Origin of the sequence: Komagataeibacter europaeus (assembly GCF_002173515.1) — a bacterium.
GTDB classification, from domain to species: domain Bacteria; phylum Pseudomonadota; class Alphaproteobacteria; order Acetobacterales; family Acetobacteraceae; genus Komagataeibacter; species Komagataeibacter europaeus.
Genome location: NZ_CP021467.1, coordinates 3,287,216 through 3,307,566, shown reverse-complemented (window position 1 = coordinate 3,307,566; position 20,351 = coordinate 3,287,216). Strand labels below are relative to the sequence as shown.

At 64.4% G+C, this 20,351-nt stretch carries 21 protein-coding genes; 15 read left to right on the top strand and 6 right to left on the bottom strand.

What is annotated here, in order from left to right; translation table 11 throughout:
• The first annotated feature begins 64 nt into the window (after positions 1–64).
• Together S101446_RS15190 and S101446_RS15185 are read left to right on the top strand one after the other, a co-directional pair.
• Positions 65–1,444, top strand: a complete 1,380-nt coding sequence (locus tag S101446_RS15190) for an alpha,alpha-trehalose-phosphate synthase (UDP-forming) (RefSeq protein ID WP_048851781.1) — start codon at positions 65–67, stop codon at positions 1,442–1,444.
• A 49-nt stretch (positions 1,445–1,493) separates the two neighbouring features.
• Positions 1,494–3,320, top strand: coding sequence for an ABC-F family ATP-binding cassette domain-containing protein (locus S101446_RS15185; RefSeq protein WP_087608712.1), 1,827 nt, complete (start codon positions 1,494–1,496; stop codon positions 3,318–3,320).
• On the opposite strand, the gene S101446_RS15180 is transcribed toward S101446_RS15185, so the two are convergent.
• Complete coding sequence (locus S101446_RS15180) at positions 3,308–4,312, bottom strand: Gfo/Idh/MocA family protein (RefSeq protein WP_087608711.1); 1,005 nt, start codon at positions 4,310–4,312, stop codon at positions 3,308–3,310. The genes S101446_RS15185 and S101446_RS15180 overlap by 13 nt on opposite strands.
• Before the next feature lie 274 nt (positions 4,313–4,586).
• Between S101446_RS15180 and secD the strand changes: the two genes are divergently transcribed.
• Together secD and secF are read left to right on the top strand one after the other, a co-directional pair.
• Entirely contained in the window at positions 4,587–6,137 is a 1,551-nt protein-coding gene (gene secD / locus S101446_RS15175) for a protein translocase subunit SecD (RefSeq protein ID WP_081499923.1), read from the top strand.
• A gap of 13 nt (positions 6,138–6,150) precedes the next feature.
• Complete coding sequence (secF, locus tag S101446_RS15170) at positions 6,151–7,101, top strand: protein translocase subunit SecF (protein ID WP_026018433.1); 951 nt, start codon at positions 6,151–6,153, stop codon at positions 7,099–7,101.
• 150 nt (positions 7,102–7,251) lie between these two features.
• Here the strand turns inward: secF and S101446_RS15165 are convergent, their stop codons facing one another.
• The gene (locus S101446_RS15165) at positions 7,252–7,692 is read right to left on the bottom strand and encodes a hypothetical protein (RefSeq protein WP_231289826.1); all 441 of its coding nucleotides are present in this window, start codon (positions 7,690–7,692) and stop codon (positions 7,252–7,254) included.
• Between the two features lie 145 nt (positions 7,693–7,837).
• On the bottom strand, positions 7,838–8,353 hold the full coding sequence (gene mscL, locus S101446_RS15160) for a large conductance mechanosensitive channel protein MscL (protein ID WP_010507579.1): 516 nt from the start codon (positions 8,351–8,353) through the stop codon (positions 7,838–7,840).
• Between the two features lie 249 nt (positions 8,354–8,602).
• Between mscL and rpmE the strand changes: the two genes are divergently transcribed.
• From rpmE to S101446_RS15145, 3 genes are all read left to right on the top strand, one after another.
• A complete protein-coding gene (gene rpmE / locus S101446_RS15155) occupies positions 8,603–8,833 on the top strand; it encodes a 50S ribosomal protein L31 (protein ID WP_010507580.1) in 231 nt (76 codons plus the stop codon).
• 186 nt (positions 8,834–9,019) lie between these two features.
• Positions 9,020–9,562 (top strand): Hsp20 family protein, encoded by a 543-nt coding sequence (locus tag S101446_RS15150; RefSeq protein WP_087608710.1) that lies wholly within the window; start codon positions 9,020–9,022, stop codon positions 9,560–9,562.
• Positions 9,563–9,811: 249 nt separating this feature from the next.
• The gene (locus S101446_RS15145; protein WP_026018432.1) at positions 9,812–10,399 is read left to right on the top strand and encodes a DUF1013 domain-containing protein; all 588 of its coding nucleotides are present in this window, start codon (positions 9,812–9,814) and stop codon (positions 10,397–10,399) included.
• 43 nt (positions 10,400–10,442) lie between these two features.
• On the opposite strand, the gene S101446_RS15140 is transcribed toward S101446_RS15145, so the two are convergent.
• Positions 10,443–10,613, bottom strand: a complete 171-nt coding sequence (locus tag S101446_RS15140; RefSeq protein WP_010507586.1) for a YdcH family protein — start codon at positions 10,611–10,613, stop codon at positions 10,443–10,445.
• A gap of 160 nt (positions 10,614–10,773) precedes the next feature.
• Here S101446_RS15140 and S101446_RS15135 point away from each other — a divergent pair, with 160 nt between their 5' ends.
• Genes S101446_RS15135 through S101446_RS15125 form a run of 3 tightly spaced genes read left to right on the top strand, consistent with a single transcriptional unit; the run spans position 10,774 to position 12,653 of the window.
• The gene (locus S101446_RS15135; RefSeq protein ID WP_010507587.1) at positions 10,774–10,974 is read left to right on the top strand and encodes a YdcH family protein; all 201 of its coding nucleotides are present in this window, start codon (positions 10,774–10,776) and stop codon (positions 10,972–10,974) included.
• Positions 10,975–10,998: 24 nt separating this feature from the next.
• Positions 10,999–11,514, top strand: a complete 516-nt coding sequence (gene purE, locus S101446_RS15130; RefSeq protein WP_019084793.1) for a 5-(carboxyamino)imidazole ribonucleotide mutase — start codon at positions 10,999–11,001, stop codon at positions 11,512–11,514.
• Positions 11,511–12,653 carry a 5-(carboxyamino)imidazole ribonucleotide synthase gene (locus S101446_RS15125; RefSeq protein ID WP_087608709.1) on the top strand — a complete coding sequence of 381 codons (1,143 nt, stop codon included), beginning with the start codon at positions 11,511–11,513 and terminating at the stop codon, positions 12,651–12,653. The genes purE and S101446_RS15125 overlap by 4 nt, the downstream gene beginning before the upstream one ends.
• Here S101446_RS15125 and S101446_RS15120 read toward each other — a convergent pair whose 3' ends face one another.
• Positions 12,654–13,325, bottom strand: coding sequence for a JAB domain-containing protein (locus tag S101446_RS15120; RefSeq protein WP_087608708.1), 672 nt, complete (start codon positions 13,323–13,325; stop codon positions 12,654–12,656). It lies immediately after the preceding gene.
• 82 nt (positions 13,326–13,407) lie between these two features.
• Between S101446_RS15120 and S101446_RS15115 the strand changes: the two genes are divergently transcribed.
• Positions 13,408–14,100 carry an HAD hydrolase-like protein gene (locus S101446_RS15115; RefSeq protein WP_010507593.1) on the top strand — a complete coding sequence of 231 codons (693 nt, stop codon included), beginning with the start codon at positions 13,408–13,410 and terminating at the stop codon, positions 14,098–14,100.
• Positions 14,101–14,106: 6 nt separating this feature from the next.
• On the opposite strand, the gene S101446_RS15110 is transcribed toward S101446_RS15115, so the two are convergent.
• Positions 14,107–14,784: a JAB domain-containing protein gene (locus S101446_RS15110; protein ID WP_238321900.1), complete on the bottom strand. Its 678-nt coding sequence runs from the start codon at positions 14,782–14,784 to the stop codon at positions 14,107–14,109.
• An 86-nt stretch (positions 14,785–14,870) separates the two neighbouring features.
• Here S101446_RS15110 and S101446_RS15105 point away from each other — a divergent pair, with 86 nt between their 5' ends.
• From S101446_RS15105 to S101446_RS15090, 4 genes are read left to right on the top strand one after another with little or no spacing between them, the layout of a single operon-like run.
• The gene (locus S101446_RS15105) at positions 14,871–17,084 is read left to right on the top strand and encodes an ATP-dependent helicase (RefSeq protein WP_087608707.1); all 2,214 of its coding nucleotides are present in this window, start codon (positions 14,871–14,873) and stop codon (positions 17,082–17,084) included.
• Complete coding sequence (locus S101446_RS15100) at positions 17,085–17,987, top strand: 50S ribosomal protein L11 methyltransferase (RefSeq protein ID WP_087608706.1); 903 nt, start codon at positions 17,085–17,087, stop codon at positions 17,985–17,987. It begins immediately after the preceding gene.
• Positions 17,980–18,498 carry a GNAT family N-acetyltransferase gene (locus tag S101446_RS15095; RefSeq protein WP_087608705.1) on the top strand — a complete coding sequence of 173 codons (519 nt, stop codon included), beginning with the start codon at positions 17,980–17,982 and terminating at the stop codon, positions 18,496–18,498. The genes S101446_RS15100 and S101446_RS15095 overlap by 8 nt, the downstream gene beginning before the upstream one ends.
• Positions 18,499–18,522: 24 nt before the next feature.
• Positions 18,523–20,295: an aminopeptidase P family protein gene (locus S101446_RS15090; RefSeq protein ID WP_208620524.1), complete on the top strand. Its 1,773-nt coding sequence runs from the start codon at positions 18,523–18,525 to the stop codon at positions 20,293–20,295.
• The last annotated feature ends 56 nt before the right edge of the window (positions 20,296–20,351 follow it).

Sequence of the window (20,351 nt, the reverse complement as noted above, 5' to 3'; positions counted from 1 at the left end):
TGTCCCGGCTGCGCAGCCGGATGGGGCTGATCCGCCATGCGACAGCTTATCAGAGAGGGCAGTAATGAAACGGCTGGTCATCGTATCCAATCGCGTTCCCGTTCCCAAGGAGGGGCTGCGCCCCGGCGGCCTCGCGGTTGTGCTGAAGGACCTGCTGGCGCGCAAGGGGGGCATGTGGTTCGGCTGGAACGGCACCTGCCATCCCGATGCCGCGCACCTGCCGCCCGAAATCCAGCAGGCGGAAGGGGTGGAATACGCCACCATCGGCCTGACGCCGGCCGAACACCGCAATTACTACACCGGCTTTTCCAATTCCACGCTATGGCCGCTCATGCATTCGCTGCCCGAGCATATCCATTTCGAGCGGCGGGAACTGGCCACGTACTGGTCGGTGAACGAACGGTTCTGTGAAAACCTGCTGCCACTGCTGCGTGCGGAAGATGTCATCTGGATCCATGACTATCATCTGCTGCCACTGCCTGCCCTGCTGCGCCGCCATGGCGTGCGCCAGCCCATCGGCTTTTTCCTCCATACCCCCTTTCCCGCACCCGACATGCTGGCCACGGCCCCCGATGGCGGCACGTTCCTGCGCGACCTGATGAAGGCGGACCTGCTGGGGTTCCAGACAGCGGACGACACGGCCAATTTCATCTTTGCCGCCACCCGCAAGGCCGGGGCCATTGCGGAAGATGACAGCACCCTGACATTCGAGGGACGCCGCGTGCATGTCGGCACCTTCCCCGTGGAAATCGACCCCCAGACCTTTGCCCAGACCGCCGTTACCGCCGCCGGGTCGGCGGACCTGCGCCGCCTGTCGGGTTCGCTGGCGGGACGCAAGCTGATCTTTGGCGTGGACCGCATGGACCCGACCAAGGGGCTGGACCACCGGCTGGCTGGCTACGAACGCCTGCTGGAAACCTACCCCAAGCGGGAACGGCAGGTGACGTTCCTGCAGATCGCGGCCGAAAGCCGGACGGACGTGCCGTCCTACCAGGCGCTGCGCAACAAGCTGGAACACCAGATCGGCAAGCTGAACGCACATAAGGGACAGGCCGACTGGACCCCGCTGCGCTTCCTGACACGCGGCAGCCCGCGCCCCACCGTGGCCGGGTACATGCGGCTGGCGGATATCGGCTACATCACCCCGCTGCGCGATGGCATGAATCTTGTGGCCAAGGAATTCATCGCAGCCCAGGATCCTGAAAATCCCGGCGTGCTGATCCTCTCGCGCCTTGCCGGGGCGGCAAAGCAGCTTGAGGCCGCCCTGCTGGTCAACCCGCTGGACCATGACGGCATGGCCGATGCGCTGGAACGCGCACTGGCCATGTCGCCCGAGGAACGGCGCGAACGCTGGCAGGCATGCTGGAACAGCATCGCCAACCGCACGGCCCTTGGCTGGGGGCTGTCGTTCCTGAACATCCTTGAAAACGCGAAGCGGCGTTAAGCCCCACACCAGCCTTGCGCACGGGGTGGTTGAGAATACATAAGTGGGCATGGCCTCACCTCCCCTTCTTCTCCTTCAGGATATCACCCTGACCCTTGGCGGCGCGCCGCTGCTCAATGGCGCGGGCTTCGGCGTTGGCCCAGGCGAGCGCGTCTGCCTTGTCGGGCGCAATGGCTGTGGCAAGTCCACCCTGCTGCGCATCGCGGCGGGTGAGATACAGGCCGATGACGGCACCGTTTTTGTCCAGCCCGGCACCACCGTGCGCTACCTGCCGCAGGAACCCGACCTGTCGGGCTTTGGCACCACGCTGGATTACGTCCGCGCGGGCATGGGGCCGGGCGACCCGGAATACCGCGCCGAACTGCTGCTGACCGAACTGGGACTGAACGGCACGGAAGACCCGGCCACCCTGTCGGGCGGGGAAGCGCGGCGCTGCGCGCTGGCCCGCGCCCTTGCGCCCGAACCCGACCTGCTTTTGCTGGACGAACCCACCAACCACCTGGACATGCCGACCATTGAATGGCTGGAGCGTGAACTGCTGTCGCTGTCGTCGGCCATGGTCATCATAAGCCATGACCGCAGGCTGCTGGAAACGCTGTCGCGTTCGGTCGTGTGGCTGGACCGGGGCGTCACCCGCAGGCTGGATCAGGGCTTCGCCCGGTTCGAGACATGGCGCGAGGAAGTGCTGGAGCAGGAAGAGCGCGACAGCCACAAGCTGGACCGCCAGATCGCGCGTGAGGAAGACTGGATGCGTTACGGCGTGACCGCGCGGCGCAAGCGCAATGTCCGCCGCGTGGCTGAACTGGCCGAACTGCGCAATACCCGTCGCACCGCCATAAGGCAGCCCGGCGGCCTGAAGATGGAAGCCCGCGAAAGCGACCTGTCGGGCAAGCTGGTTGCGGTGGCGGAAGATATGTCACGCGCCTATGACCCCGCCCATCCGGTGGTCAGCCATCTGGACCTGCGTGTCCTGCGCGGGGACCGGCTGGGGATCGTGGGGGCCAATGGCGCGGGCAAGAGCACCCTGCTGCGCCTGCTGACAGGACTGGACAGGCCGGATTCCGGCACCATCAATATCGGCAGCGCGCTCAATGTCGTCACACTGGACCAGCAGCGCCGCTCGCTTGATCCCGACACCACGCTGGCGGATACGCTGACGGGCGGCGGCGGGGACATGGTGCAGGTTGGCAATGAGAAACGCCATGTCATCGGCTACATGAAGGACTTCCTGTTCCGCCCCGAACAGGCGCGCACCCCGGTGGGCGTGCTGTCGGGGGGGGAGCGCGGGCGGCTCATGCTGGCCTGCGCGCTGGCGCGGCCGTCCAACCTGCTGGTGCTGGACGAGCCGACCAACGACCTTGACCTTGAAACGCTCGACCTGCTGCAGGACATGCTGGCCAGCTATTCCGGCACGGTGCTGCTGGTCAGCCATGACCGTGACTTCCTCGACCGGGTCGCCTCCTCCATCCTGATGGCGGAAGGCGGCGGAAAGTGGGTGGAATATGCTGGTGGCTACAGCGACATGCTGGCCCAGCGGCAGGACGCCACACTGGCCGCCCGCCCCCGGCAGGACCGTGCGGAAACCACACCGGCCAGAACCGATGTGACCCCGTCCTCCTCCCCCCGGCAGCCCGCGCGCAAGATGTCGTACAAGGACAAGCACGCACTGGAACAGCTACCCAGGCAGATGGCGGCGCTGGAGACGGAAATCGAGCGTCTGCGCGCCATCCTGTCCGACGGGGGCCTGTATGCGCGCGACCCCGCCACCTTTACGGCCGCCACCACGGCGCTGGAAAAGGCGGAAGCCGACCTGACGGCGGCGGAAGAACGGTGGCTGGAACTCGAAATGCTGCGCGAGACGCTTCAGTCTTCCTGAACGGGGGGGATGATCAGGCCGGACGCCTCCATCCGCGCGCGGGTGGCGGCGATCCCCTGTGTCACCGCCAGCGCCGCCGCCAGCGCCCGGCGGCCCGCCACGGCGTCCACCAGCACTTTCGCGCCATCAAGGCACGAAGCGGCAAAGGCGGCATGTTCCGCCGCCAGCGTATCATGGTCGCGCCACGTTACGGATTCGCGCCGGAAACCGCCCGATCCGGGCAGCGGCAGGCCGCGCGTGCGCCCGATCATGGTCAGTTCACGCTTCATGAAATCAGCCGACAGGTAGCCTTCCTGTGAAAAGACGCGCATCCGCCGCTCGGTCTTGAGGGAAATTCGGCTGGCCGCGATGGTGGCGACACAGCCATTTTCAAACCGCACGCGGGCGTTGGCGATGTCCTCGAACGGTGAACTGACCGCCGCCCCCAGCGCATCGACGCTTTCGATCGGGCTGTCCACGATGGACAGCACCAGATCAAGGTCATGGATCATGAGGTCAAGGATCACCGAGACATCCGTCCCGCGCGGCTTGTAGGGCGCAAGGCGCGTGGCCTCGATATAGAGGGGACGGGAAATACGGTCGGTAATGGCCTGATGTTCGGCGGAATAGCGCAGCAGGTGCCCGACCTGCAGCACGACCCCGTGCACCTGCGCCAGATGCGCCAGTTCATCGGCCTGCGCCAGTGTGGCCGCCATGGGCTTTTCCACCAGCACATGCTTCCCCGCCGCCAGTGCGCGCCGGGCCAGGTCGAAATGGTGTTCCGCGGGTGCTGCGACAATAATCGCATCCGAACAGGCCAGCAGGTCGGGATATGACAGGACGGGCACGCCCCCGGCTTCCGCCGCGACCTTGCGCGCGCGCGCGGCATCGAGGTCATGGATGCCGGTCAGGATTTCCCGCGCGGCGGCCTGCACCTTGAGCGCATGGAAGCGGCCGAAGTGGCCCGCCCCCACGATCCCGACACGTAACAACCGCATTCCCGCCTGCGTCATGTCCTGCCCTTCCTGCCTGTTTCGTGTCCGTACCTGTTCCCCGGATTAGCAGGCCGCCACGCAGGCGCACACCCCCGCTGGCCGCACGGGCGGCATGACGGGGCGGGAAAATTGCGGCAAAACGGCAACGGCGGCGGCCCTGCCGGCGTATCAGCGGTTGCATCATCGGGCAGGGACCGGCATGTTCCCGCCACTGATTTTTCGCACACGCGATACACTGACCATGCCGGACAGGGAACCGGCCAGCCGGGCGTAGGGAGCTCTCCATCAAGTCATGATGTATTACAGTCGGCTCAGAATGGCTTCGGTCATTGGCGTATGTCTGATCGGGCTGGCGCTGTGCCTGCCCAATGTCATCCGCCAGCCCGTGGCGTCCCTGCCATGGCGGCAGATCCATCTGGGCCTTGACCTGCGGGGCGGGTCATACCTGCTGCTGCAGGTTGATATGAACAGCGTGACAGCCGACAGGCTGCGCGGGCTGCAGGATGAAACACGCCAGACCCTGCTGAAGAATTCGCTGGGTTACCGCAACCTGACCACCACCGCGCATGGCGTGACATTCACGCCCCGCACGCCGGAAGAAGCGCAGCCCGACCTGAAGGCGCTGCGCGCCATGCCGATGAACGTGCCGGGCGAATTCAGGGTGGAACAGGCCGAAGGTGGCCAGATCGCCATCACCCTGTCGGCCGAGGCCGCGCGCCAGCGCGCCTATGACGCCGTGACCCAGTCAATCGAGATCGTGCGCCGCCGTATCGACGCGACCGGCGCCATCGACCCCGAAATCACCCGTCAGGGCGATGACCGGATCATTGTCGAACTGCCCGGCATCAGTGACCCCGAACGGGTCAAGAACCTGTTGGGCACCACGGCCAAGATGACGTTCCATCTGGTTGCCGATTCCGCCATCGGGTCCGCCGTGCCGCCACCGGGCGTGGAAATGCTGCCCATGACCGACGGGCAGACCAAGCTGCCGGTCTTTTCCCATGTTGATGTGGATGGCGCGGACCTGACCAACGCCAGCGCCTCGATCGACCAGCAGAGCGGCGAATGGGCGGTGAACTTCACCTTCGATTCGACCGGGGCGCAGGAATTTGGCGACGTGACGCGGACCAATGTGGGCAAGCGCTTCGCCATCGTGCTGGATAACAAGGTGATCGAGGCCCCGGTCATCCGCACCGCCATTACCGGCGGCAGCGGGCAGATCACCGGCGGGTTCAGCGCACAGCAGGCCACCGACATGGCGCTGCTGCTGCGCGCGGGCGCGCTGCCCGCACCGCTGAACGTGATCGAGCAGCGTTCCATCGGCCCGTCGCTGGGTGCTGATTCGATCCGCGCGGGCGGCTACAGCCTTGCTGCCGGTTTCGTGCTGGTGATCGCGTTCATGGCGCTGTTCTATGGCCGGTTCGGCTGGTACGCGAACATTGCGCTGCTGGCCAACCTGGTGCTGATGACCGCCATCCTGTCGCTGTTCGAGGCGACGCTGACCCTGCCGGGCATGGCGGGCATGCTGCTGACCCTGGGCATGGCGGTGGATGCGAACATCCTGATCAACGAACGCATCCGCGAGGAAGTGGCCCGTGGCCGCAGCGCGCTGCAGGCCATGCAGGCGGGTTTCGAACGCGCGACCGGCACGATCGTGGACAGTAACGCCACGGCGCTGCTGGCGCATGTCATGCTGTTTGTTTTCGGGACCGGGCCGGTACGCGGCTTCGCGCTGACGATTACGATCGGCATCGTGACCACCCTTTTCACCACCCTTCTCCTATCCAGGATGCTGATGGTGCGCTGGTATGCCCGCACACGTCCCAGCACCCTGCCGGTCTGAGGCGCGCCGAATGATGTTTGATCGTCCCCTTCTCCGGTTCGTGCCGCGTGGCACGAAAATCAACTTCATGCGCGGCCGCTTCATCGGGCTTGCGACATCGGCCGTGCTGTCCATTGCCTCGCTGATCCTGTTCTTCCATCCCGGCCTGACGCTGGGGCTGGATTTCCGTGGTGGTATCGTGGTGGAAGCCCGCACGCAGGGACCGGCGGATTTCAACGCCATCCGCGCCGCCCTTGCCGCCCAGCACGTGACGGCTGCGGGTGTACAGTCCTTTGGCGGCCCGGATGACGTGCTGATCCGCCTTGATACGCCACCCGAAAGCGAACCCGACCATGAGGCCCGCACGCAGGCCATGGTCGATTCCGTGCGTCATGCCATCGGCACCCTGCCCGGCGCACAGGTGCTGCGGGCCGATGCGGTGGGTGCGTCGGTATCGAAGGAACTGTTCCGCAACGGCATGCTGGCGCTCGGCATCAGCCTGCTGATGATCCTGGCCTATATCTGGTTCCGTTTTGAATGGGAGTTCGCGGTCAGCGCGGTGGTGACGCTGGTGCTGGACCTGACCAAGGCCATCGGTTTCCTGGTCATCACGCATTTCGAATTCGATCTGGTGATGGTGGCGGCCATCCTGACCATCCTTGGCTATTCCACCAATGACAAGGTGGTGGTCTATGACCGCGTGCGTGAAAACCTGCGCAAATACCGCACCATGCCGCTGGCGGAACTGATTGACCTGTCGATCAACGAAACACTCAGCCGTACGCTGGGCACGTCATCGACGGTGTTTCTTGCCGCACTCCCGCTGGCGCTGTTCGGTGGGGCCAGCCTGTCGGGGTTTGCGTGGGTGATGCTGTTCGGGATCGTGGTGGGCACGTCATCGTCCATCTTCATTGCCGCACCACTGCTGCTGCTGCTGGGGGAAAAGCGCCTGCGTCGTGACGCACGGCCACCCGTGCGCAACTGAAACCCGGCGCTGGCCACCTGCGCAACGGATATGCGCGGGATCTGCCCGCAGCATAAAGACGTTCCTGGTGAGGCTTTTTTCAAAAAGCTTCACACGACACCGCCTTCCTGAAAAAAGGCGGCACCCAAAAACTTTTATATATTCATACTTTTACTTGTGGGCAGGTGTGGCCGGTTGCGGCGGCACCTGCCCTTTTGCATCAGGACTGGCTGGACCATTCGGCAGGCAACTGCGCGGCGTCCTGCCACCAAGCGTGGACGGATCGGGCTGGTTGGTGCAGGCCACCATCAGTTCCACTGCCTGTTGCCCATTACGGCGCGCCTTGCGCGATGGCTTGGTCAGGGCGGCGAGGATCATGCTCTTGCCGTATTTGAGCGAGGTCGCCATGTCATACACCTGCTGCCCCGACAGGCCGCCGTCCTGCAGGCGACTGACCATGCCCCCTTCGGCCATGAAATAGGACGTGATCAGCAGGTAATCCTGTGCCGGGGCCGACAGGCGGGACATGTCCGCCCTGCCTGACGAATGACAGCCCGCCAGCAGCGCCACTGCCGACAGGGCCAGCAGCCGCCCGCGCATATATCGTGTCATATCAATCATAAGCCAGCCACCTTCACCATACCGGGGGATATTGGGCAGTCCCGTTCCCCGGCACAAGTGCGGTCAGGGATGCGCCAAAAAAAACGGGCACCCATCGGGGTGCCCGTCCTGCGTTCCGGCAGCCTGATATGTGGGATCAGGCCTTGGGCGCGGTCGCAGCCGATTTCTGGGCTGCTTCCGTCTTCAGCACATCAAGGATGTCCTGCAGCAGCACTTCGTTGCGCGGCGGCGCGGGCGGCGTCGCGGGCTTTTCGGCTTCTTTCTTCACCGTCAGGCGGTTGATGGCCTTCACCACCCAGAAAATCACGAAACCGATGATGATGAACTGGATCACCGCATTCAGGAACAGGCCGATATTGATCGTGACCGCGCCAGCCTTCTGCGCATCGGCCAGCGTCGCCATGTGCGGGCCACGCAGGGTGATGAACAGGTTGGTAAAGTCGATACCGCCGATCAGCAGGCCCAGTACCGGCGTGAACACGTCCTTCACCAGGCTGTTCACGATGGCCGTGAACGCAGCACCCACGATCACACCGACCGCAAGGTCAACCACATTGCCGCGCATGAGGAACGCGCGGAATTCTCCCAGCCAACCGGGTACATGAAGATCCTTGACGTGCAGTTCGGGCACGTGATCCGGCAGTTTCGCCATGAATGCCAATCCTTGTTTAATGGAATACGCCCTAGCTCTAGCAACATCCCGACATCATGACGACCATATATTATCATGTGACCCTTCCATTCCCCGGCATGATGCAACCGGGTAACACCACGGCGCGAAGACGGGAGGACGGCCTTTTCTTGCCATCGGGTGTTGATCTTGGCGGCACTTGTCGTCTATACGCCTGCCGATACAACGCCCCCGGTCGGCATCGGTGGGCCCAGCGCGAAAGTGTTTGAAATGAAATCCGGCATCCACCCCGACTACCATGAAATCAATGTCATCATGACCGATGGCACCGAGTACACGACCCGTTCGTGCTACGGCAAGGCTGGCGATACGCTGCGCCTGGACATCGATCCGAAGTCCCACCCGGCATGGACCGGCGTGCAGCGCATGATGGACACCGGGGGCCAAGTCGCCAAGTTCAACAAGAAGTTCGGCGCACTGGGCCAGCGCAAGAAGGGCTGATCCCCCCTTCCTCCCGATCAGGTCTGAAGTCCGTGGCAATGCCCGGTCCCTTGAACAGGGGGCCGGGCATTCCCATGTCTGGAATGCGCGGGATGCCCATAGCGGGTCCATGCGCATCACCCAAAATCGCGGTCAGCTCAACCGAGGGACCGCATGACACCAGACCTTGCTTCATGGAGGTTTCACATGGCTTACGATTTCGCGCCGCTATTTCGCAGCGCCATAGGATTTGACCGTCTGGCCCAACTTGTCGACACGGCGGCACAGAACCCGGTCGGTTCGTCCTATCCCCCTTACAACATCGAAAAACTGTCCGACGCGCAATATACACTGACGATGGCGGTCGCTGGCTTTGGTCCCGATGACATCGAACTGACGGTACAGGACAATACCCTGATCGTGTCAGGTCGTGTCAGCGACGGCACGCAGGACAGGGAAATGCTCTATCGCGGCATCGCCACGCGCGCCTTCGAACGCCGTTTCGTGCTGGCTGACCATGTCGTGGTGGAAAAGGCGGACCTGACCAACGGCCTGCTGCGCATCGCGGTACGCCATATCGTGCCCGAGGCGCTGAAGCCACGCCGCATCCCCATTTCATCAGGCCAGACCATGGCGGGCGATACCGCCCCACGGGCCGAGGCACCCCATCCCGCCACCGATGCCATGGCCGGGACGATCGCGGCAGGCGCCGCCGCCCCTGCCCCACAGCCCGCAAGCCGTGCCGCATAAGTGGGCGATCACAGTCTGTTTGCCGCAGGGGCAGGCCACGAGCCTGCCCCTGTTTTTATTGATGGGAAACATCCGGGACGGGTGGATTGAAGTCTTGACCTTTGCCGCCTGCAACCGTCATATCACTTCCACGAGTGTTTTCTGTTTCTGGCGCGCCAGCAGGTACGCACGGCTTCCGCCTTTTCAGGGGCCGTTTCAAACACCCTTTCAGGTGCCTGCGTGTGGCGCCACACGCTGTAGGACCTGAGAATGACTGCCCTGCCCTTAATGCCCAAGGCGACCGCCGTGTGGCTTATTGAAAAGACGGCGCTGACCTTTACCCAGATTGCCGCGTATTGTGGAATGCATCCCCTTGAAGTCCAGGCCATCGCGGACGGCGAAGTGGCACAGGGAATCCGGGGCTACGACCCGATCGCCCACCACCAGTTGACCCAGGCGGAAATTACACGTTGCGAAAAAGACCCCGAGGAACGCCTCAAGGGACTGCCGCCCGCCAACCCGATCAACCGCCGGTCCAAGGGCGCACGCTATACCCCGGTGGCCAAGCGTAACGACCGTCCGGACGCGATTGCCTTCATCCTGCGCAATTTCCCGCAACTGTCGGAACAGCAGACCAGCAAGCTGCTGGGCACCACCAAGGACACCATCGAAAAGGTGCGCACCAAGCAGCACTGGAACAGCGCCAACATCAAGCCGCGCGACCCGGTCACGCTGGGCCTGTGCAGCCAGACGGACCTGAACGCCATGGTTGCTGCCGCCAATGAACGCCTGGCGCGCGAAGGCCAGGCCGTGCCGCCGCCGCTGGAACTGGATGACGACAACGAACACGGCATCTGACCAACGCCCCGCCGCCCGGACCGCCCGGGCGGCGGGAATGTTGTCAGCCCAGCCGGGCCAGGCGCTCGATCTCTTCCTTCACACGAAGTTTCTCAAGCTTGAGCCGCCGCAGGGCGCCCTCATCGGGCATGGGCCTGCGGTCTTCATCGAAAATGCGGGCGTCAAGCCGCGCATGACGGGTTTTGAGGCTGTTGATACGTGCTTCGTACGACATGGAACCCTCCAGCGTCTTTACTGCAACCCGATCAGGCTAGACCAGACGATGCTGCAATTTCCATGCTAAAATTGCAGCCCCTGGGGATCATGTCCGGCATTTCGCCTTTTGCGGCGGATATGCTTAGGATACGACATGCCCACTTAACAGATGAGCCGCCATGCTGACAGATCGGGATACCCTGCTTCGCAAGCTGCACGAACTGCGCAGCGAACATCGTGACCTTGATACGGTCATAAGCCGCATGGCCCAGCAGGTAACGGACCAGTTGCAGTTGCAACGGCTGAAAAAGCGCAAGCTGCTGCTGAAGGATGAGATCACATGGCTGGAAAGCCGCATGATCCCCGACAGTATCGCCTGATTCCCTGACGAGAGTATTGCAATCGTGAGCCTTTCCCCCCTTCCGTCCCCCGGCACGAAATCCCCGCGCGTCGGGCTGATCATGGGCAGCCAGTCCGACTGGGAAACCATGCGTCACGCCACCGCCGTGCTGGAAGCGCTGGATATCGCGCATGAGGTGCGCATCGTCTCCGCCCACCGCACGCCCGACCGCCTGGCGGAATACGCAAAATCGGCGCAGGGACGTGGCCTGTCGGTGATCATCGCAGGCGCCGGGGGGGCCGCGCACCTGCCGGGCATGTGTGCCGCGTGGACGGCGCTGCCTGTGCTGGGGGTGCCGGTCGAATCGCATGCGCTGAAGGGCATGGACAGCCTGCTTTCGATCGTGCAGATGCCCGGCGGCATTCCCGTGGGCACGCTGGCCATTGGCAAGGCCGGGGCGACCAATGCGGCGCTGCTGGCGGCCTCCATCCTTGCGCTGTCCGACCCTGACCTTGGTGGGCGGCTGGCCGCATGGCGGGCGAAACAGACGGCGGCCGTGGCGCAGGAACCCGTGCGATGACGCCGCTTGCCCCCGGTTCGGTCCTGGGTATTGTCGGCGGCGGACAGCTTGGCCGCATGTCCGCCATTGCCGCCGCCCGCCTTGGCTACCGTGCCCATATCCTGACGACGGAAGCCAACGGTCCGGCCGCACAGGTTGCGCATGCCATTACCCTTGGCCGGTATGATGATCATGACGCCCTGCGCCGCTTTGCCGATGCGGTGGATGTCATCACCTTTGAATTCGAGAATATCAGCGCCGACGGTCTGGACCTGCTGTCCAGCATCCGCCCGGTGCACCCTGCCGGTCGCATCCTGCGCATAAGCCAGGACCGTATCGCCGAAAAGACCTTCATGGCGGAAAACGACATTCCGGTGGCGCCATGGCGAGGCGTGCACGACCGCGCCGATCTGGACCGGGCGGCGGAAGCACTGGGCTATCCCTTCATCCTCAAGACCACGCGCCTTGGTTATGATGGCAAGGGTCAGGCCCGCATCCACGATGCATCGGAACTGGATGCGGCATTCGACAGCCTGCGTCCCCACCCGCTGGTGGCCGAGGGCATGGTGCGCTTCGCCTGTGAGGTCAGCGTGATGGTCGCGCGTAACGCACGCGGCGATACCGTGACCTTCGACGTAACCGAAAACCGCCATCGCAACGGCATTCTGGACATAAGCCTGGCCCCGGCCCGAATCGCACCCGACCTTGCGGCGCAGGCGCGCGACCTTGCCCGCCGCATTGCCACGGCGCTGGACCTGACCGGCCTGCTGGGGGTCGAGATGTTCGTGGACCGCGATGGCAGCCTGCGCGTGAACGAAATCGCGCCCCGCCCCCATAATTCGGGCCACTGGACCATGAATGCCTGCCCCGTGGACCAGTTCGAGATGCATGTGCGCGCCGTGACCGGCCTGCCACTGCCCCCCGCCGGCCGCCACAGCGACGCGGTCATGAAAAACCTGATCGGCCCCGCTGACATGGCCCTGTGGCCTGAAATCATGGTTGCCCCGGGTCTGCTGGCGCATCATTACGGCAAGGCGGAAGCCCGCCCGGGGCGCAAGATGGGACATGTCAACGTGCTGTTTCCCAAGGGTGCGCTACCCGGTGAATTCGGGGTGGAAGCCGCCCTCGGCCCGCTGGCGGACCGCAAGGGCGCTGCGTAACTAGATCAGAAGTCCCGCCGCGCGGAAACTGTGGGTCCGGCCATTGCCCACGATGATGTGGTCATGCACCGTGACCTGCATGAGCTTGCCGATCTGGGCGATGCGCAGGGTCATTTCGATATCGGCGGATGAAGGCTCCGGCTGGCCCGCGGGGTGGTTATGCGCCAGCACCAGCCGCCTGGCCCCCAGTTTCAGCGCGCGGCGCATGATTTCGCGCGGGTAGACCGGGGAATGGTTGACCGTGCCGGTGCCCATCAGTTCATCGGCCAGCAGGTGGAAGTCTTCATCAAGGAACAGCACGCGGAACTGTTCGATCACTTCATGACCCATGCAGGCCTGCAGGTAGGCTTCCAGCCCCGCCTGTCCCGCCAGAATGTCCGTGCGCCGCACGCGGGCACGGTACAGGCGCAGCGCCGCCTCCGTCACGACCGCCAGCAGGGGCGGCAGGACGGTTTCACGTCCCGCCACTTCATCCAGCGCCCCCACATGCGCCGACAGCGCCATCCCCGCTGAACCAAAACGGGCCAGGAAGCTGGCGGCCAGACGGTCCGGTGCGGGATGGGAGGAATCAAGCGTGCGGATCAGGCGCTGCAGGAAGGCATGGTCATCCGCCCGGCTGATACCGCCCCCAAGGGGAAGTGCGGCCGGTTCGGGCGATGTGTGATCGTGCAAACGGTGTTTTCCCAACAATTGCAGGACAAAAGCCGTCCCGATGGTGCATTATGCGCTCAGAACAAGGAGGTTATGAACCTGCATGCCGTTTCATGAAAACCATACCGTACTTTTTGACCTGGACGGAACCATCGTCCGTTCCCGCGATGGCATTGTGGAATCCATTTACGCCGTACTGCGCGACCTTGGTCATGAACCCGACATGTCGATCGACCTGACATGGGTGGTCGGCCCCCCGCTGGAGGAACTGATCGCCCATATCCTCGCGCATTATGGCGATGACCGGGTGCAGGAAGCGATGGCGCTTTACCGCAAGCACTACGAATCGGAAGGCATGCACAAAAGCCCGGTTTTCGACCACATGCGCAACGTGATCGAGACCCTGTCCGCTGAAGGGGTGCGGCTGTTCGTTGCGACATCCAAGCCACGCCATCTTGCGCGCAAGATCCTGCACCTGCGCAATCTCGTGCAGTATTTCGATGGCCTGTCGGGCGCGCGCGCCGATGACAGCGGCGCGGAAAAACCCGAACTGATCGCCGCCGTGCTGCGTGAACACGACATCCGGCGCGAGGACGCGCTGATGATCGGCGACCGGCGTTTTGACATAAGCGGCGCGCATGCCAACCACGTCCGCGCGCTGGGCGTATTGTGGGGATACGGCACGCGGGAGGAACTGACGCAGGCCGGTGCCGATGCGCTGGTCAGCCAGCCGTCCGAACTGCTGGACGCGATCCGCCAGCAGTTTGCCGCGGCCGAAGCCCACCCGCACGGCTGATACGCCCTATCGCGCGATCATCGCCCGCAGGCTTGCATCCGTCCCGCAGCCGCGCACCACGCAGTCATGCACGATCAGGCCCAGCAGGCGGGCGTGGGTTTCCAGCATGCGGCCAAAACGCAGGTTGGCATCCTGCCCGTCCGCTGGCGGCGTGCGCTGGCCGATATCCCTGACCGCAACCAGGGAGACGGCATGCAGTTCCAGCGCGCGCGCCAGCACGGTCCGGCACATATCGGCAGGCGGGGCGGTGGCGACAGCTTCATCGGCCAGCACATGCCGCGCGGAATCAAGATAGAACAGCCGCCACGCGTCAGGATCGCGCGCGGGCAGCCGGTCGCAGTATGCCAGCACCGCCGCCATGTCCGCGAAAACCACCTGGCCCCGCAGGTCGGGATGCGCCAGACGCCGCGCCACCTGTACGGGGCACCCAAGCACCGCCACCCCGCGCGGCCCAAGCCCCGCCGCGCGCAGGGCGGCGGGACCGGCGTCCAGCACGGCCTCAAGATCGCCGAAATGGGCCAGAAGCGCCTTGGCCTGCGGCTTGGTATCGCGCCGGGGCACGGCTGCGAACAGCAGGACCTCCAGCAATTCGTAATCAGCCAGCGAATGCGCGCCTGCCGTGCGGATACGCCTGCGCATGCGTGCCCGGTGGCCACCCGGCCCCGTTCCCCTGAGCGTATTCATGCCATCGCTTCCCCCACCGCATTTCCCCTCGCCATGATTGATAGCATTGGTTACCCGGCGACGGGATTGCTATAGAAGATAATGTCATGGACAGCCTTATCCCCACCGGCCCCGCGCCGGATTACCTGAACCGCCTCAACCCCGAACAGCGGGCCGCGATCGAGACGACGGATGGCCCACTGCTGGTCCTTGCCGGCGCCGGCACCGGAAAGACGCGGGTGCTGACCACGCGGTTCGCGCATATCCTGCTGTCGGGCCGCGCACGGCCCAACCAGATCCTGGCCGTGACCTTTACCAACAAGGCCGCGCGTGAAATGCGCGAACGTGTCAGCGCCCTGCTGGGCGAACCGGCGGAAGGGCTGTGGCTAGGCACGTTCCATGCGCTGTGCGCGCGCATGCTGCGCCGCCATGCGGAATATGTCGGGCTGACCAGCAGCTTCACCATCCTTGACACCGATGACCAGCTGCGCCTGCTCAAGCAGGTGCTTGAACCCTACCGCATCGATACCAAGCGCTGGCCGCCACAGGCGATCATGGGCGTAATCCAGCGGTGGAAGGATCGCGGCCTGGTGCCAGACGCCATCACGGCGGCCGAGGACACGGATTTCGCCAATGGGCGCTGCGCCGAGATCTATACCGATTACCAGCAGCGCCTGAAGCAGCTCAACGCCTGCGACTTTGGCGACCTCATGCTGCACATGACGGAAATCCTGCGCAAACATCCCGATGTGCTGGCGCAGTATCACCGTTTCTTCCGCTACATCCTGGTGGACGAATATCAGGACACCAACACCATCCAGTACCTGTGGCTGCGGCTGCTGGCCCATCGGGACAACCAGCCGTCCAACATCTGCTGCGTCGGCGATGATGACCAGTCGATCTATTCCTGGCGCGGGGCGGAAGTAGAAAACATCCTGCGCTTCGAACGTGATTTCCCCGGCGCGAAGGTCGTGCGGCTGGAACGCAATTACCGTTCCACCCGGCAGATCCTTGGGGCGGCGTCGGGCCTGATCGCGCATAACGAGGAACGTCTGGGCAAGACCCTGCATCCCGGCCGCGAGGATGCGGAAGGCGAGAAGGTGCGCGTGATTTCCGTGCAGGATTCGGATGATGAAGCCCGCATGGTCGGCACCGAGATCGAACGCCTGCGCGCCGATGGCCACCCGATGGCGGAAATCGCCATCCTGGTCCGCGCCGGTTTCCAGACCCGCGCGTTTGAAGAACGGCTGATTACCCTCGGCCTGCCCTACCGCGTGGTGGGCGGCCTGCGTTTTTACGAACGTGCCGAAATCCGCGATGCCATCGCCTACATGCGCGTGGTCAACCAGCCATCGGACGACCTTGCGTTTGAACGCATCATCAACGTGCCCCGCCGGGGCGTGGGCACCACGGGGCTGCAGAAAATGCACATGCATGCCCGCGAACGCCAGATCCCGCTGACCGCGGCCGTGCTGGAAATGCTGGGCGCGGGCGACATCAAGGGCCGGGCGAAGGAACAGCTTGCCGCCCTCATGCGCACGCTGGGCGCCACGCGCGACATGCTGGGGCGCGAGGGACATGTCGTCGCCATCGATCACCTGCTGGAGGACAGCGGGTATATCGACATGTGGAAGGCCGACAAATCCCCCGATGCGCCGGGACGGCTGGAAAACCTGAAGGAACTGGTACGCTCGCTGGCGGATTACGAAAACCTTGGCGGTTTCCTGGAACATGTCGCCCTCGTCATGGATACCGAGGATAAATCGGGCGCGGACAGCATGAGCATCATGACGCTCCATGGCGCCAAGGGGCTGGAATTCGACACCGTGTTCCTGCCGGGATGGGAGGAAGGCGTGTTCCCCTCCCAGCGCACGCTGGATGAAGGCGGCCTGAAAGGGCTGGAGGAAGAACGCCGCCTGGCCTATGTCGGCATTACGCGGGCGCGCAGGCTGGCCATGATCAGCCACGCCGCCAACCGCCGCATATACGGCAACTGGCAGTCCGCCATTCCCAGCCGCTTTGTCGAGGAACTGCCCGCCGAACATATCGAGACGCGCGGCGATACGGCCAACAGCAGGCGCAGCTTCCTCGGCCGCCCCGCCGTGTTCGGCAGCACGCCCTTCCCGCTGGTGGCGTCCCGGCGCGTGCATGACGTAACCCCGTCCACCACCGCCACGTCGGGCATGAAGGTGGGGGTGCGTGTGTTCCACCAGAAATTCGGCTACGGCACGATTACCTCGATCGAGGGAAACCGGCTGGAAGTCGCGTTTGAAAAAGCAGGCCCCAAGCGGGTGATCGATACATTTGTTGAGCAGGTATAGATGAGCCTTTCCCCCCGGCGTCACGCCACAGAACTGGAAACCATATCGGTCACGGTCCCGCCTGATGCGGTCGAAGCCTATGAATCCGCCCTGTCCACCGTCTGCGCCACCATCGGCATTTTCGAAGTCGATGACAGCCAGACCCTGTGGCGCGTGGAAGGCGTCAAGGATACCGGCAGCGGGGAGGACGAACTGCGCGCCGCCCTGATCCTGGCTGGCCTGACCAGTGGCGTGGATGCGGAACTGGAACGCAGCCACACGGAATCCGAAGGCTGGCTGGCCCGCACCTATGAATCCTTTCCCGAACAGCTTGCGGGCAGGCGCTTCGCCATCCGGGGCACGCACCTTGAACGCACCACCCGCCCCCAGCGCATCACCATCACGCTGGATGCGGGCGTCGCCTTCGGGTCGGGGGAACATGGTTCGACCCGTGGCTGCCTGCGCGCGCTGGAAATGGTCGCCTATCGCAAACCCCGGCGCATCCTCGACCTTGGCTGCGGGTCGGGCATCCTGGCCATGGCGGCCGCATCCCTGCTGCACAAACGCGTGCTGGCGACCGATATCGACCCGTGGTCAGTGCGCGTGACGCGGCGCAACGCGGCCATGAACGGGCTGTCCAACCTGGTGGACTGTCACCTGGGCAATGGCTGGTCCACGCCTGCCATCCGCCACCATGCGCCCTATGACCTTGTATTCGCCAACATCCTCGCCCGTCCGCTATGCAGCATGGCGGCCGACCTGGCGCGCAACCTGCTGCCCGGTGGCACGGCCATCCTCGCGGGGCTGCTGAATACACAGGTACGCATGGTGCTGGCAGCACACCGCCGCCACGGGCTGGTGCTGGAACGCCACCTGCGTGAAGGGGACTGGGGCACGCTTATCCTGCGCAAGCCCAATGGCTGATACCGCGTCCCTGCTGATCCGTGACGCGACGGATGCGGACATTCCCGCCATTGTCGAAATCGTCAATCATGCCATCCGCAACAGCACATCCATGTGGGAAACCCACGAAACCACCATCGCCGCCCGGCTGGAGTGGCTGCATTCCAGCCAGGCCAGCGGATTTCCCGTGCTGGTGGCCGAAACCCCCGATGGCCACGTGGCGGGCTACAGCAGCTGGAAGACGTTCCGGCCCTTTTCCGGCTACAGGCACACGGTCGAGCATTCGCTGTACATCGCCCCGGCCTACAAGCGCCGTGGCATTGGCAGCGCCCTGCTGCAGGCCCTGTGTGACCGGGCGAAGACGGAGGAGGTGCATGTCATGATCGCGGGCATTACCTCCACCAACATCGCGTCGCGCAAGCTGCATGAACGCTTCGGCTTCCAGCATGGTGGCCTGCTGCCTGAATGCGGCACGAAATACGGGCGGTGGATGGACCTTCTGTTCCTGTACCGCATCATGTCCGTTTCCTGATCCCCTACGCCGAAGGATATGCCCATGCCTACCGCCCCGACCCGCCCCGACGCGCTGCGCGCCGTGCTGAAACAGATGGGCGTTGACGGATTTATCCTGCCCCGTGGGGATGAACACCTGGGGGAATACGTCGCCCCCTGCGCCGAACGCCTGGCGTGGCTGACCGGGTTTACCGGCAGCGCAGGGCTGGCGGCGGTGCTGCCTGACATCGCCGCCGTCTTTTCCGATGGCCGCTACATCACCCAGATGGACCAGCAGGTGGACGGGAAGGCATGGGAGCGGCTGCATATCCGTGATGTCCCCCCCGCCACATGGCTGGCGCGGCATGGGGCCACCTGCCGGATCGGTTACGACCCGCGCCTGATCAGCGAAAGCGCGCTGCGTCCGTTCAGTGACGCGGGGCTGGAACTTGTCGCCCTGCCCGCCAACCCGGTTGACCGGATCTGGGCCGATCGTCCCGTCGCCCCCTGCACGCCGTGTGTCCCGCAGCCCGAGGAATGGGCCGGACAGTCCAGTCAGGACAAGCGCGCGGCCATTGCGGAGGGCTTGCGCGATGCAGGCGATGCTGCGCTGGTGCTGAGCGACCCGGCATCAATCGCATGGCTGCTGAACATCCGTGGCCGCGACGTGCCGTACACGCCGCTCAGCCTGTCCTTCGCCATCGTGCATGAGACCGGGCGCGTCACGTTGCTGATCGACCCGGCCAAGGTTGCCGACACGACGCGGCAATGGCTGGGGGACGATGTCACGATCGCGCCGCCCGCCGCGCTGGAGAAAAACCTGCGCGCCCTGTCCGGCGCGCGCGTGCAGGTGGACCCGGCCAGCAACGCCGTATGGTTCATCCAGACGCTGGAGGACGCGGGGGCCACGGTCATCCGCAGGGGCGATCCCTGCCAGTTGCCCAAGGCGATCAAGAACCGGACGGAACAGGAAGGCAGCCGCCGCGCCCACCTGCTGGACGGGATCGCCATCTGCCGTTTCCTGCACTGGCTGGATGAAAACGCAACAGACACGGCGGAACTGGCAGCGGCGGAGCAGCTTGACCGCTTCCGCGCCGCCAGCCCCGATTACCGGGAGGAAAGCTTCCCCGCCATTTCCGGTTCCGGCCCCAACGGTGCGATCATCCATTACCGCGTAACGCCCGGGACCGACCGCAGGCTACAGCCGAACGAGGTCTATCTGATCGACAGTGGCGGACAGTACCCCTTTGGCACCACCGACATCACCCGCACGGTCTGGACCGGACCGGACGCGCCGGGGGCGGATGTGCGCGACGCCTTCACCCGCGTGCTGCGCGGGCATATCGCGCTGGCCCGTGCGCATTTCCCGCGTGGCGTAACCGGCCACGCGCTCGATGCCCTTGCCCGCCATGCGCTGTGGGAAGGGGGACTGGACTATGACCATGGCACCGGCCACGGCATTGGCAGCTACCTGTCGGTGCATGAGGGGCCGGCGACCATTTCCCCTGTTTTTCGCCCTGTAAAACTGCATGCGGGCATGATCCTGTCGAATGAACCGGGCTATTACCGCCCTGGCGCATTCGGCATCCGTCTGGAAAACCTGCATCTGGTCCAGCCATCCCCCACGGCGGAGGCGGGGCGTGATTTTCTGGAATTCGAGGTCCTGACCCTGGCCCCGTTCGACCGGCGGCTGATTGACGTGGCCAACCTGCAGGAAAATGAAATTGCCTGGCTGGATGCCTATCATGCACGGGTTTTTGAAAGGGTCGCCCCACATCTGGGAAGTCAGGAACGCACATGGCTTGGCGTTGCATGCGCACCGCTGAACGCCGGATAATGTGACTGCAAAACCACGGTCATCGTCCGGTGGCCCGATTGTCACACGGGGCTGGG